The sequence below is a fragment of the Leifsonia sp. Root112D2 genome (genome assembly GCF_001424905.1).
Taxonomy (GTDB): domain Bacteria; phylum Actinomycetota; class Actinomycetes; order Actinomycetales; family Microbacteriaceae; genus Root112D2.
In genome coordinates, this window is the sequence record NZ_LMCU01000001.1 from 675,233 (window position 1) to 688,668 (window position 13,436).

Consider the following 13,436-nt stretch of genomic DNA (forward strand, 5'->3'; position numbering starts at 1 on the left):
CTCCAACGACATCCTGCTGTGCCATGTCGACGAGACCGAACGCCGCGACCTCTACCGACTCCTCCGCAAACTCGTCGAACCCGACGAGGAAATCACGGAACCCACACACAATCGCGGTTTCCGAACTCGTGATCTGGTCGGGCATCTTCTCCGAGTGAGCCAGGCGCGGGCCACCGCCCTCTGGAGCCGCGAACTGCAGAACGGCCTAACCTCCACTCAATTCGCCGTCTTGCACGTCCTCGCCATNTCTCCGAGTGAGCCAGGCGCGGGCCACCGCCCTCTGGAGCCGCGAACTGCAGAACGGCCTAACCTCCACTCAATTCGCCGTCTTGCACGTCCTCGCCATGCAAGACGGCATCGATCAGACCCGACTGCGACTGCGCGCCTCCCTGGACCGGTCAACCGCAGGCGACCTCATCCAACGCCTCGTCGAACGCGGCTGGATCACCCGAGTTCGCGACACCTCGGACACCCGCCGCAACAACCTCTTCCTCACTGATGCCGGCCGCGAGTTCTACCGCGATTCCGTCTCTCCAGCCCTCCGCTCCAACGACATCCTGCTGTGCCATGTCGACGAGACCGAACGCCGCGACCTCTACCGACTCCTCCGCAAACTCGTCGAACCCGACGAGGAAATCACGGAACCTCCAACGACATCCTGCTGTGCCATGTCGACGAGACCGAACGCCGCGACCTCTACCGACTCCTCCGCAAACTCGTCGAACCCGACGAGGAAATCACGGATTGGACGTCGGCAACGAAGGCGGCGCCCTCCTGACCGGATCAGTACTCGCCTGGTGGGAGACCGACACGCTTCAATAGTCGACCTGGGATGCCCGCGAATTGACGAGCCATCTGCTCGGCGGTCTCGCGCAGCCTCTCCTTCGGCACAACCGCGTGGAGCAGACCGAAGGCCATCGCCTGCTCGGCGTCGATCCGCGCGCCGGTGGCGAGGAGGTACCGCGCCCGCTGCTCGCCGACTGCCCTCACCAGGGTGGCAACGGCGCGTGAGTCGGGCCGGACACCGAGTTGCAGCTCCGGCAGCCAGAACTCGGCATCCGGGGAACCCACTCGCACGGAGCAGGCTGCGGTGAGGAATGCCGCGCGTCCGACCGCCGGCCCGTTGATGGCCGCAACGATGGGGATGCGGGAGCACGCCACCACGCGGTGCAGCCTGTCCATTCCGCGCAGGTAAGCGATCCGCGAGCGCGGAGGAACCGCCTCCAACTCGACGAGATCCTGCCCCGAGGAGAAGACCTCACCCTCCGCCACGACCAACAAGGCACCGATCTCAGGGGTGGTGCCCGCTTTCTCGAGCTCCCGGCTGATCGTCTCGACCGTGGTCGCGTCGATCGCGTTTCGAACTTCTGGACGGTCGAAGGTCACGATCGCAACTCCGTCCCGGTGAGCGACGTGGGGCGAAACGGCCATCAGGCGTCGGTCGACGACACCAACAACCGATCAAGGAGCACGCCCCATCCCGGCGTAACAGGCGAGCGACCGATCTGGTCCAAGAAACCCCAGAGGCTTGCAGCGATGTTGCTGACGACCGGCACCCCATAGCGCTGCTCGACCTGCTCGATGGCCGGGAGGACGAACCAGGCCCCGCCTCCGAGAACGAGGCAGTCGACCGGATCGCCTGTTCCCAGCGCGCCGTCCGCCAGCTCGAGGGCGATGCGAAAACCCTCCTCCGGCTGCAAAGCGACGACCTGCTGAGCGGTGTGGGGCAGCGCAAAGTCGCGGACGACCTCGATCCCGCCGTCGACGAGATGCTCCCTCACCCCGGCGACGACGTCGGGAGACCACTTCGTCGCGAGGGCGACCCGACGAGCGCCCAGCGCTCGCACGGCCATGACGGTGTCCTCCGCGTCGGAGATCACCGGGATGCCGAAATGCTCGGTTGCCTGCGCACAGAGCTCATGGACGAATGCCGGCGGTGCGGATGTCGTCACCGGCAGTCCGCCGATGACGATCCGATCGACACGCCGCTCAGCGAGGAACTCCATCGCCGGCCAAGCGGACTCGAGGGCTCGTTCCCCGTCGGCGCGCGAAAATGCGGCAAGAACGCCCGGGTACCCGACCATGTTGACCTCAAGGCCGCAGACGGAGTAGAAGGCATGATGCACACCGTCGGCGACACCGACGGGTAGGACGTATCCGAGTTGCTGCTCGGGAATACCTGGAATCATCTAACTCTCCCTCCGATTACCATCAGTATACGGATTATCTCTGGAAACGCAGCTAAGGCAGCTAGACGAAGACGGTCGTGTGGTTGCCATGCCGGATGATCCGGTCGTCTGAATGCCAGCGCACCGCCCGCGTCAGCACCGCACGCTCGACATCGGCGCCGCGTGCCTGCAGCTCGGCGACGGTGTCGGCGTGCGTCACGCGCACGACGTCCTGCTCGATGATGGGGCCTTCATCGAGCCCCTTCGTGACGTAGTGCGCCGTCGCGCCGATCAGTTTCACCCCGCGATCCTTCGCCTTCGCATACGGAGCGGCGCCGATGAATGCGGGGAGAAAGGAGTGGTGGATGTTGATGATCGGCGCCCCGACCGCCTCGATGAAGTCCTCCGAGATAATCTGCATGTACCGCGCCAATACCACGAAGTCGACAGCGTCGGTCAGCAGCTTGAGGCTCTCCGCCTCGGCCGCAGACTTGTCGGGGCCTTGCGACGGCACGTGGAAGAACGGGATACCGAACTGCTCCACCTCCGGCTGCAAATCGGTGTGGTTCGAGATCACCATCGGGATATCGACCAGCAACTCGCCGCGGCGATGCCTCCAGAGCAGGTCGACCAGGCAGTGATCGGTCTTCGACGCGAAGATCGCCATCCTTTTCGGCACTGCGCGGTCGAGCACGGTGACCGAGAGTTCGAAACCATCCGCCAGCTTGGCGTTCAGCATCTGTTCCAGCTCGGGGATCGCGCGGCTCGCCCCCGGCAGATGGATGACCGTGCGCTGGAAGAAGTTGCCGCCCTCCGCATCGTCGCTATACTGATCGAGCGAGACGATGTTCGCACCGAAGGACGTCAGCACCTGGGTGATCGTCGAGAGGATGGCCGGCTGGTCACGACCCGAGACCAGCAGCACCGCCTGGTCGACCGGCAGTCGGCTCCTGTCGGCTTCGATCGGCATCAGGTGCGCTCCCGCTCGAAGCTGGTGATCCACTCCTGTGTCGCGCGAAGACCGCCAAAAGTGTAGAAGTGCAGCTTGATCTCGCCGTGCGAGGACTCGAGACGCCGGTCGAGCTCGCGGATGAAACGATCCGGTCCCGCAGTCCCCACCAGATTGGTGAGCGAGAAACCGTACTTCTTGGCGATGCCGGCGCTCGAGGCGACGCCGAAGCGTGATGCGTAGCTGATGAGGCGCTTGATGCCGGCCGGGCCGGGAACGCCGATGCGGATGGGCAGCTCGATGCCGCGCCCGCGCACCGCCTCGATCCAGGTGATCACCGCATCGACATCGAAACCAAACTGGGTGATGATCGTACCGGGCAGTCCCGCTACGTCGAGCGCCGCTGACTTGCTCTCGATGGCTTCCCAGAGCAGGGTGCTCGAAATGTCCGGGTGGCCCTCGGGGTAGCCGCTGATGCTGACGTGCTCGCAGCCGAATTGCTGCAGCAAGCCGGTCCGGATGACCTGCAGCGAGTCGGAGTATGGTCCTTCCGGAGTCGACGGGTCGCCGCCGACGACGAAGACGTTACGCACGACCCCATCGGACTGCAGCGCGCCGAGGAACTCCTCGAGTATCTCCTGCGACGCGAGGCGACGTACCGAGATATGCGGCACGGGGGTGAATCCCGATTCTTTGACCGCGCGCGGCGGTGAGTCGCATCCGCAGGTTCTCGTTGCCGAGGAAGGTCACGTTAATGCGCGTGCCGGTGGGGATGAACTCACGGGCTTCGTCGAGCCTCTCGACATCTTTCCCGGTCATCTCCAACGAGTAGTCCGACAGGACGGTGAGCGTCATGATCCGAGGCCTCCTGGCCCTCGATGCGGTGTGCTCAGAGCAGCACCGACACCGACTTCGACTGGGTGTAGCTGATCAACTCGTCGATGCCCTCTTCGGCGCCGAGGCCGGAATCCTTCCAGCCGCCGTAGGGCAGGCCAAGGTAATGCGGACCGGCGCCGTTGATCCACACGAAACCCGTCTCGAGGGCACGCGCCACGTGGTGGGCGGTGCGGATGTCGTTGGTGAATACGCTGCCGGTGAGGCCGTAGTCCACGCTATTCGCGATGCGGATCGCCTCGGCCTCGTCGGTCCAGCGCAGCACCGAGACGACGGGGCCGAAGATCTCCTCGCAGGCCACGGGCCAATCGGGCGCGACGCGGTCGAGGAAGGTCGGCTGGATGAACAGTCCACCGCCTTCGCTATCGACCTTGGCTCCGCCCGTGACGAGTTGCGCACCTTGAGCAATAGCGCCGTCGATATAGCCGAGCGCCCGCTCGAACTGCTTGCGGTTCACCATCGTGCCCTGCACGGCAGCCGGGTCGAGCGGCGAGAGGAACTGCCGTCCACGCAGCTGATCGGCGATATGACCCAGCACCTCGTCGGCGATGTCCTCGTGCACGATGAGTCGCGACGTGGACCCGCAGGACTGGCCCGACCATGTGAAGTTCATGCCCATGATCGCGCCGCGCGCGACCTCCACCGGGTCCGCATCCGGGAAGGCGATGAGGGCGTTCTTGCCGCCCAGTTCGAGCGTGATGTTCTTGACGCCGACCTCTGCGGCCGAGCGCTGGATGGCGCGGCCGACCACGTCGCTGCCGGTGAAGCCGATGCGGCGCACGAGCGGGTGGCGCACCAGCGCGTTGGGTACCTCCGGTCCGTCGCCGACCACCACCGAAACCAGGCCCCGGGGCAGCATCTGGTCGCACAACTCGCCGAGCATGAGAGCCGACAGCGGCGTCGCCTCAGCCGGCTTGAGCACCACGGCATTGCCGGCGGCCAGTGGCGCCGCGATCTTGCTCGCGGCGAAGAGGAAGGGGTGGTTGAAGGGGACGATCTTCACGACCACACCGAAGGGGTAACGCTCGGTGAAGTGGAAGTTCTGGGTGGACCGCACCGTGAAGCCCTTGGCCTCCATGCCGAGCCCGGCGAAGTAGCGCAGGGCCTCGACGGCCATCGTGACGTCGAGCTGCATGATGCCGATCGGGGCGCCGCCATCGATGGCATCGAGCAAGGCGAAGTCGAGCGCCCGCTCCTCGATCGCGTCGGCCAGGGCCATCATCTTCGCCGCACGCGATAGGACGGGCTCGCGAGCCCAGGCCTCCGCCGGGCCGCACGCCGCCTCGACGGCCCGCGCGGCATCCGCCGTGGCGCCGTCCGGAACCTGGGCGATCTCGCGCTCGCCATAGGGCGTGGTCAGGGTGTAGATGGCGCCCGTGACGGCGGGTACGCCGACTCCGCCGATGCTCAGCCGCCACTCCCGATCCAGGAGATCGGCGACGCGTGCCTCATTGTCGGCAAGGGTTCTCGGTCCGGTATTCATCCCGTCTTCTCCTTCGATCTTCTCCTTCGACAACGCCGAGAGCATATGTGCACGGAGAGATCTTCTCCCTACCCGACCACGCCGGCACGCCTGCGTCACGCGGATTCTGACAGGTGGAACCTGCGTCGTCGTACTTCTCTACTTCTCGACGTAGTGGCCACTGGCGCAGCTCAACTTCTGCTACACCTTCCGGCGCAGCTCCATATGCGCGATCAGCCGCGAGCCCGCTCGGGGATGCCACGCTCCCGATAGTCGGCGAGCACATCCTCCCAGGGGATCACACCGTTCGCGCGCGCCCAGACCGTCCACTCCTACTCGAGCTCGGTGACGAGGTCGGGCTTCTCCGCCGATCTGTCGCGCGTCTCCCCGCGACCTGCTTCGACGTCGTAGAGCTCCCACGCTCCGAGCGCCTCACGGACCAGCTTCCATGGTTCGCGGCGAATCGCCGCGTTGCCGATGTGCTCCCAGAAGAGCGCGGCGTGATCACGCGGCGGCAGCGTCTCGGTCTGGCGCAGATCGAGCTCGGCCTGCCGCTCGAAGCGTGCGGCACGGCGTGCGCGAAGTACAGGAAGAACAGCAATCCGGCGCCGGCCGAGCGCCGCACGAAGTTGACGGCATAGTCCGAGATGTCATCAGTGAAATAGTAGCCAGCGCCGGCATAGCTCTCGGTAGGGACCTGCTCCTCCCCGCGCATGAGGCGTGGCTGGAAGTAGCTGCCGCATCCGGGGAGAGATGCCACTTGCCGACGAGGGCAGTCGTGTATCCCCTCTCCTTGAGCCGCTCCGCCAAGTTCGGCGCCGCGGTGTTGAGGGCGCTGCGGTAGCCGTGCGGCCGATCGTCATTCGTGAGGATTCTTACGCCAACCGAGTGCGGGTACCTCCCCGTAAGGAGCGATGCCCGCGACGGACTGCAGCGCGGGGCAGACCCTCTGTGCCGGGTGAACTCATTGTTCGCGAGTCGTCGGTACGGCAGGCCGCAGTGCGGGCGTCTGCACGCTGATCGGAGCAGATTGTCGTCGCCGGCGTTCGGCCTACGGACATCGACGAATTTCTTGAGAGGCCGTGCAGCGGGGTGTCGGCTAGCCGGCCGCGCAGCGCCGCTAAAATTGGTGTATGTCCAACGAGCCGGCTTCTGACTGGGCCAGGCTACAGATGTTCGAAATACTTGCTGCGGAGTTTTTCGCTGTCGATGATGCTCTGCACTTCCCGAGTTTGAGTGAAGTGACCAGCGATAGCGAGAACTCAGCGGCACATTGGCTGCAATTCCTTCGAGTGGCGATGCTGCGAAAGTTCGACGCCAAGTGTGATCAAGTGCAGCTTTACAGGGTAGCCGGTGGTCTGCGGGCCTGCAGGCTCACGGACGACCCGGGTCTAGACAACGCAGCCGCAGCCATAGAGTAACAATTCAGCCAGTTCAGCGACGATGAAGCGACTTCGTGGAAGGCCCTTCTATCTTCGGGCGGATCCGACGCGTTCGACGACATGATCTACTGACGACTCCTCCATGCCGACGCAGATAAGTTCATGCGAACGGAGGCGATGCCCGGCGCCGACAAGCGACTCTCACTCTTCATTGGCGCGGCCTCCCTCCAAAAGGCCCTGGAGCTAGCGCTCTACAACGTAAGAGTATGCGTGGCGAACGGTTGGGTGGCTGTGCAACACGACGAATGGGAGGCCGGCGATCGCCGCTATCTTTCCGAAGCATCCATGGCCGCCCTCAGCGCCCTGAACACCCCCACGGACAAGCCCATCGAGGAGGTGATTTCGCTCCCAGAACTTGTCACGGCATAATCAAACCAACTGACCCGCACGGTGTCGAGAAACTCCACACTCAACGGGACGTGACCGGTTCTCAAGGTCGGGCACGAAGACGCCTATCGTCTGCGTCCGGCCAAGTGACAGGTTGCGCGCAGTAGCGCTCGGATTGAAGTCGAGCTCGTCAATCGCATTTCGCACCTGCTTGACTATCTCAGGATTCACCGTCGGATAACCGTTCAGAACGCGCGAAACGGTCGCCTTTGAGGCTCCAGCCAGCATGGCGACCTGAAGGATGGTCGCTGGCCGTTCACCAGACGGATTGCTGACCACTTTCTCCCCTACGCGGCGACGGTTCGGACCGTGACGGTCTTTCAAGGCCAGGACCAGCGTGCTGAATACGTCCGGACTGAGCCAGTTCTCACTGTCGAAATCGGGAAGCCGGTGACATCCCGGGAGAGCAAACTACGACGTTTCCCCGTCCACCAACTGCGAAGCGAGAGTCATCGGCGCGAGGACAGCTCCGCGTCGATTGCCGCGAATTCGGCTCGACCCAGATCGAGCTCAGTTGCGGCCGCGGAATCGACGGCCGACTCCGCCCTCCGGGTACCCACGATCGGGATAATTGTCGGCGAGAGGGCTAGCATCCATGCGAGCGCAATCCGCTGCACCGAGACTTTGCGATTGTCGGCCGCAGCAGCGAGCGCTGGTGAGAGTTCGCCCAGTGATCCAGATCGACTCGAACCGCCTAGAGGAGAGTATGCTAGGTAAGTCACGCCCGTGCGATCGCATTCGGCCACCATTGGCGAGTCATCGGTCTTGTGTGGAGAGAATTCATTCTGGACTGAGACGATGGCGCCCACCGACTGCGCGGCTCGCAGTTGTTGCGCGTTCACGTTCGAGACACCGATCATCCGGATCTTTCCCTCCTGTTGAAGTTCAACCAGGGTCTGCATGCTCTCTTCGATCGGTGTCGACGGGTCGGGGTGATGAAGTTGATACAGGCCGATGCGTTCTACTCGAAGGTGACGGAGGCTTGCTTCGCAGTGTGCTCGCAATGTTCTCGGGCGACCGTCGACAGGGAAGTCGCTAGGACCGGCCCGAAAGTGGCCGCCTTTCGTCGCCACGAGGACCTCGTCGCGCAGCGGATGCCCGGCGAGTGCCCGGGCCACGACATCCTCATTGTGGGATTCGTCAACCAACGTGGTGTAGGCGCGAGCGGTGTCGATCAAGCGGATGCCTGCATCCAGCGCTGCGTGGATCGTACGAATCGATTGATCGACGTCGAGGTGATCCGTTATAGACCAGTGGACCCCACCGAGTCCGATTGCGCTTACGGGCGTATCGCCCACGTGGCGTGTTTTCATTGCTTGGTTGCTCCTCATGATTCGTGGTTCGTGACTGGGGATAATTCGATGTCGTGCGCTCGGCGTCAACCCTGCCGATGATCATCGGGATAGACAACGCCGATCTGCGAGCGGATCTGGTCCATGGTTCGCATTATCTGGAGCGTCTCCAGTAGCGGCATCGCAGGGCTCTCGACTAGGCCGGCGCGCACGCAGCGGGCGACTTCATGTGCCTGATAGCGGAGTCCCTGTCCGATGCGCGTGTAGCCGTGTCTTTCCGTGCGGCCATCGGGCCAAATCACGCTGAACGACGATGGCACGTAGAACTTTCCATCGATCTCGACCCGGGCCTCGGTCCCGATGATCGCCGCGCGGTTCGTACCCTTGGCCTCGAGCGATGTCGTCAGAACAGCCTGACTCCCGTTGGCGTGGCTGAGAACCGCAGAGGTCTGCGAATCGACTCCGTTCGTTAGGCAGCCCACAGCTGCGATCTGCGAGGGCGACCCGAGCACCATTGAAGCGAACGAGACACAATAGACTCCGAGATCGAGGAGGGCCCCACCAGCTCGTAGAGGATCGAAGATGCGCTGGGATCCGTCTTCGACCCGGTCCGCGTGGTCAACGATCACTGTACGGACATCACCGAGGCCTCCAGCGCTTAGAAGCATTCGAAGATCCACGATGTGCGGAACAAACCGTGTCCACATCGCCTCCATCAAGAACACGCCGCCCTTCTGAGCCGCGGAAATGACGTCGAAAGCTTGTTCCGCGTTCACCGTGAACGGCTTCTCGACCAGTGTCGGTTTCCCTGACTGCAGAGCTAGGAGCGTCACATCGTGGTGTGCGCTCTGAATCGTTGCGATGTACACGGCGTCGATATCCGGATCGGCGAGAAGTTCGCCGTACGTGCCATAAGAGCGAGGAACACCGTGCGCTGCGGCGAACCGCGAGGCGTCTGCAGTATCTCGAGAAGCGACAGCAACGAGATCTGCATCTTCCAACAGCGCCAAGTCCTTAGCGAATTCGGCTGCGATGTAGCCGGTCCCCAGAATTCCCCATCGGAAGGGGGTATCGGTTTTGCCGGGCTGAGTCATCTCACTCCTTCAGGCTCGTCTCTCGTATCCGCCCGCGAACTGCAGCTGGAAGTGCGCCGACCGCTTCGACCAGGGCGTCGTAAGTAGCATTGACAGATTCATCGACAACCTTGCGTGCGGGATCATCGTCATGCCATTTCACGACCTCACGGGCGCCGATCCACAATGGCGTGCTGACCGAAAATCCTAGGACTAGAGCCTTGATCTTGGTGTTGTCGAACACGACCGAGTCCGATTTGGTGCCGAGCAGGGACTCCGCCAGCAATGGATCCACAGCGGCTATCGTTTCGGATGCGATGTGGACGATACGAGGCTCCTCGACTCCCGCAGCCGCACCGAAGATGCGGTAGATCTGATCCCACGTAAGCAGTTCGTCCGACGTGATGTGGAAGGTATCCCCGACCGCCTGAGGATTCCCGAGTAGCCCGACGAACGCTCGGGCGAAATCAAGGTGATAGGTCATCGTCCACAATGACGTGCCATCGCCATGGACGACGACCTCTTTGCCGCGCCTCATTCTGTCGATCTCGGTCCACCCTGCAAGCAACGGTACTGAGGTGTGGTCGTACGTGTGCAATGGCCGCACAATTGTTATCGGAAAGCCGGTGCGTCGATATTCTCCGACCAGGAAATCTTCGCAAGCGATCTTGTTCTGTGCGTACTTCCAACGAGGATTCTGCAATGGTGTCGACTCGGTGATCGGCTGGCGACGCGGTGGCGTCTGGTATGCTGATGCGGTGCTGATGAACACGTACTGCCCGATCCGGCCAGCAAAGTGTTCTACCATCGCCTCGACATGTTCAGGAAGAAAGGCCTGAAAGTCCACGACTACGTCGAATGTTCGATTCCGAAGCGCTCGATCAATCTCCGTGCGGTCGTGTACGTCTGCCGTGAGAAGCTCGGCCCCATCTGGCAGCGGCCGTTTCGTATTCAGTCCTCGGTTAAGGATCGTCACCTCGTCGCCTCTAGCTATGGCGAACCTGCAGCACGCCGTGCTCACTATGCCGGTGCCACCGACGAACAGAACTTTCATCAGGCCGGCGTCAACTCGTCGACCACACGGCGCGGTGCCTCAGCGCGGAGGCTTTCGCTCAAGGTCGCGACTCGTTCGCCATCAAGCAGCATGTACACCGGATAGCCGAAGTCGGTGGATCGGTAGAACTCCTTCAGCTTGTCTGCGAGAGCATCCAACTCCTGAACAGTGCGGGACCATCGTTCGACGAAGCGGGACTCGACCGGCTGACCAGCGCGATCCTGATCCACCAGATGACGCGTGAGGAATACTCCCTGCACCGACAGCTGGAAGATCTGAACGTAGCGACGGAACAGATCCCATGCCTCCACCAATTTGGCCGCCCCGAAGGAAGACAACGCTGGATGACCGATCGCCAGCCGTCTCCCTAAAGCTATGACCTCCCTCATCGCCTCATCTTCCGATTCCACGATTCCCCAGACGTTCGTCGCGTCGGAGGAGAGGGCATCTCTCGCTGTCGGATCCCAATCCATCAGCCCGTCCTTGACCTCGCCAACCCATACTGCGTCGGCCATGCTTACCGGTACGCAGCTCGACTCGGAGAAGACACAGTCGTTGACGAATAGGGAGCGAGAGATTATGGGCCAGGTCCTCCCAATGATCTCCTGTGCCCAACCGGCGAGATCATCGATGTCCGCGTCGCTGGCTCCCGGAGCGACGATCGTTTGTTCCTCGAGCCAGTTCCGATAGATGCTTCGATCCGTTGTCGAAAGATCGCGGGAGAGAGCGGCGCCGCCGGCCACATTGATCCAATTGAGTGTGTCGAAGGCGGTGTGACCCTCCAAGCCCTCCCAGTCAGTGCGGAACATGACACCGGTTGCACCTCGATCGCGGCCATACTGCATCCGTTTCCGCATGTCATCGAGCATCACACTGGCGCCGATACCCCACCCGTAGAACTGGCCCATGCAGTCGATCTCGATCCATTGATCGTGATCACCGACGGCGCCGATCCTAGGGTTGTTGGGAAAAGTCGGATAGTAATCGTGCGGAGTATTCTTCAGCGCGATCACGATGTCAGAGGGCAGATCGACCACGGCGTCGACCATGGCCGTTTGATCGCTCGATGTGAAGGTGAAATCTCTGACGATGAGCCTTTTGCCCGCCGCACTCAGCGGCTCGTGGATGGCGGTCAGGATGTTCTGATACCACTGCGCTGGCGTCATCACCTTGCAGTCATCGCACTCGCACTTGTTTGCGGCAATCGATACTCTGCTTTCGGCTGTGGCGGGAGCGACGATGAGACCGGCGAGCCCTGGGCACTCGACCATCAATTCCTCGTATTTGACGCGCACGAATTCCGGCCAGAACGGATGGCTCGCACAAAGTCGGCCATTCTTGATCACCTCAGGGTGTATCTCCGGGATGGTGTCATCGAAGTAGATCTCTTTGTTCTCGAGATAGACCTTCAGCCCGCGCTGTGCTGCCTGATCGATGAGGCGGTTGACGTATGTGCGTGCACGGCATGGCCGATCTGCTCGCTTGGGAGCGACGAAGGCGCGCACGTAGGAGTCACGGTAGCGTTCAAGGTTGTTCGAGTACTTCTCGCCACCCGCCCCGAAGTACTCTCCGGGGTAGACAATCAGATCGACGATGTCGTTGCGGTGCAGGACAATGCCCGTCATGTTGTGGGACGCCGCGAAATCCAGCGCGAACTGCATGTGCTGGTGGTCCCATGCGTAGTTGCTGTGCACCTCAAGCAGACGCTCATCGAACATTTGATACCTTTCCTCGTGCCGTAGCTGTGTCGAAGTTGTCATTGCGATAAGAGTTGACGGGCCTGCCATCGGAACGCGAGCTGGTACACACTGTCATCCTTTGATCCCCTGAGCAGCGATGCCTTGAACAAAGAATCTCTGCAGCGCGAAGAAGACGATGAGGACCGGAATTACCGAGAGAAGAGACATGGCCATGATCGGCCCGATGCTGAGATCGGAGCTGTTGCCCAGGTTTGCCAGCGCCAGGGCCAACGTGTACTTGCTCTGATCATGAAGGAAGAGCAGGGGAAAGAGTAGATCGTTCCAGGCCCAGAAGAACTGGAAGATCACATTTGTCACGAGTGCGGGTTTGACCAACGGTATGACCACCTGTCGGAAGATCCTGAACTCCGAGCAGCCGTCCATTCGAGCTGCATCGAGCAACTCGTCCGGGACCGTACGCACATACTGAGTCATCAGGAATGTGCCGAAAGTCGCACCGACGCCTGGGAGGATTACGCTGGCGTAGCTGTTGACGAGACCCACGGAATTGAACATCTGATACAGGGGCACCATGCGAATCTGGTCGGGCACCATCATTGCGGCGAGCACCAGGACGAAGAGCACCTTCTGACCACGGAATCGGTATTTGCCAAATCCGAAGCCGGCGAGGGCATTGATGATGACAGTCAACATCACCCGGAACACAGTGACGACTGACGTGTTGACGTAATACTCGAGGAACCCGCCCTGATTCCATCCTGTGATGAAGTTGTCGAGCGTCGGATGCATCGGGATCAATGAGGGCATCTTCGCGTAGATCTCGCTCATGGGCTGGAACGCCATCGAGATCATCCAAAGAATTGGGAACATCATGATCAGTCCACCGATGATTAGCACGATCAGTGTCAGGTGCTTACGCGTCCCTTCGATGAGCCTCATTGTCAGCGGTGGGCGTACCCGCTGAATCGGCATGGCTTTCTGCGCCGCGACCTCGGCGATTGCTGCCTGGCTCATA

Annotated in this window: 14 protein-coding genes and 3 pseudogenes; 4 read left to right on the forward strand and 13 right to left on the reverse strand. The window is 62.0% G+C overall.

Translation table 11 applies throughout. From position 1 onward, the window contains the following. Positions 1-344: 344 nt before the first annotated feature. Positions 345-452 (forward strand): annotated as a pseudogene (locus ASC63_RS16835) (hypothetical protein); the annotation flags it as partial. Here the strand turns inward: ASC63_RS16835 and ASC63_RS16610 are convergent. From ASC63_RS16610 to ASC63_RS03140, 6 genes are all read right to left on the reverse strand, one after another. Then, positions 399-569: a hypothetical protein gene (locus ASC63_RS16610; RefSeq protein WP_235491756.1), complete on the reverse strand. Its 171-nt coding sequence runs from the start codon at positions 567-569 to the stop codon at positions 399-401. The pseudogene ASC63_RS16835 and the gene ASC63_RS16610 sit on opposite strands and share 54 nt — an antisense overlap. Positions 570-783: 214 nt before the next feature. Next, positions 784-1,431: an enoyl-CoA hydratase/isomerase family protein gene (locus tag ASC63_RS03120; protein ID WP_055809774.1), complete on the reverse strand. Its 648-nt coding sequence runs from the start codon at positions 1,429-1,431 to the stop codon at positions 784-786. Then, on the reverse strand, positions 1,431-2,189 hold the full coding sequence (locus tag ASC63_RS03125) for an aspartate/glutamate racemase family protein (RefSeq protein WP_055809777.1): 759 nt from the start codon (positions 2,187-2,189) through the stop codon (positions 1,431-1,433). Before ASC63_RS03125 ends, ASC63_RS03120 begins: the two co-directional genes overlap by 1 nt. Before the next feature lie 61 nt (positions 2,190-2,250). After that, entirely contained in the window at positions 2,251-3,138 is an 888-nt protein-coding gene (gene purU / locus ASC63_RS03130; RefSeq protein ID WP_055809780.1) for a formyltetrahydrofolate deformylase, read from the reverse strand. Beyond that, the gene (locus ASC63_RS03135) at positions 3,138-3,791 is read right to left on the reverse strand and encodes a methylenetetrahydrofolate reductase (protein ID WP_327063325.1); all 654 of its coding nucleotides are present in this window, start codon (positions 3,789-3,791) and stop codon (positions 3,138-3,140) included. The genes purU and ASC63_RS03135 overlap by 1 nt, the downstream gene beginning before the upstream one ends. Before the next feature lie 215 nt (positions 3,792-4,006). Then, positions 4,007-5,494 (reverse strand): aldehyde dehydrogenase family protein, encoded by a 1,488-nt coding sequence (locus ASC63_RS03140; RefSeq protein WP_055814754.1) that lies wholly within the window; start codon positions 5,492-5,494, stop codon positions 4,007-4,009. A gap of 479 nt (positions 5,495-5,973) precedes the next feature. On the opposite strand from ASC63_RS03140, the gene ASC63_RS16615 reads away from it, so the two are divergent. Beyond that, positions 5,974-6,114, forward strand: coding sequence for a hypothetical protein (locus ASC63_RS16615; RefSeq protein WP_235491758.1), 141 nt, complete (start codon positions 5,974-5,976; stop codon positions 6,112-6,114). A gap of 148 nt (positions 6,115-6,262) precedes the next feature. Here ASC63_RS16615 and ASC63_RS16840 read toward each other — a convergent pair. After that, a pseudogene (locus ASC63_RS16840) lies at positions 6,263-6,502 on the reverse strand (sulfatase-like hydrolase/transferase); the annotation flags it as partial. Positions 6,503-6,606: 104 nt separating this feature from the next. Between ASC63_RS16840 and ASC63_RS16620 the strand changes: the two are divergent. Together ASC63_RS16620 and ASC63_RS16205 are read left to right on the forward strand one after the other, a co-directional pair. Continuing rightward, positions 6,607-6,894, forward strand: a complete 288-nt coding sequence (locus ASC63_RS16620; protein WP_055809782.1) for a hypothetical protein — start codon at positions 6,607-6,609, stop codon at positions 6,892-6,894. A 246-nt stretch (positions 6,895-7,140) separates the two neighbouring features. Next, a pseudogene (locus tag ASC63_RS16205) lies at positions 7,141-7,284 on the forward strand (IS256 family transposase); the annotation flags it as partial. Here the strand turns inward: ASC63_RS16205 and ASC63_RS03155 are convergent. The 6 genes from ASC63_RS03155 to ASC63_RS03180 form a co-directional block, all read right to left on the reverse strand. Beyond that, a complete protein-coding gene (locus tag ASC63_RS03155; protein WP_055809788.1) occupies positions 7,285-7,581 on the reverse strand; it encodes a LacI family DNA-binding transcriptional regulator in 297 nt (98 codons plus the stop codon). A 170-nt stretch (positions 7,582-7,751) separates the two neighbouring features. Further along, positions 7,752-8,615 (reverse strand): aldo/keto reductase, encoded by an 864-nt coding sequence (locus tag ASC63_RS03160; protein ID WP_055809791.1) that lies wholly within the window; start codon positions 8,613-8,615, stop codon positions 7,752-7,754. Positions 8,616-8,680: 65 nt separating this feature from the next. Continuing rightward, complete coding sequence (locus ASC63_RS03165) at positions 8,681-9,688, reverse strand: Gfo/Idh/MocA family protein (RefSeq protein WP_157487559.1); 1,008 nt, start codon at positions 9,686-9,688, stop codon at positions 8,681-8,683. A gap of 1 nt (position 9,689) precedes the next feature. After that, positions 9,690-10,721, reverse strand: a complete 1,032-nt coding sequence (locus tag ASC63_RS03170; RefSeq protein ID WP_055809795.1) for an SDR family oxidoreductase — start codon at positions 10,719-10,721, stop codon at positions 9,690-9,692. Then, complete coding sequence (locus tag ASC63_RS03175; protein ID WP_055809799.1) at positions 10,721-12,439, reverse strand: hypothetical protein; 1,719 nt, start codon at positions 12,437-12,439, stop codon at positions 10,721-10,723. Before ASC63_RS03175 ends, ASC63_RS03170 begins: the two co-directional genes overlap by 1 nt. A gap of 93 nt (positions 12,440-12,532) precedes the next feature. Next, positions 12,533-13,435 carry a carbohydrate ABC transporter permease gene (locus ASC63_RS03180; RefSeq protein WP_055809803.1) on the reverse strand — a complete coding sequence of 301 codons (903 nt, stop codon included), beginning with the start codon at positions 13,433-13,435 and terminating at the stop codon, positions 12,533-12,535. Between the last annotated feature and the right edge of the window lies 1 nt (position 13,436).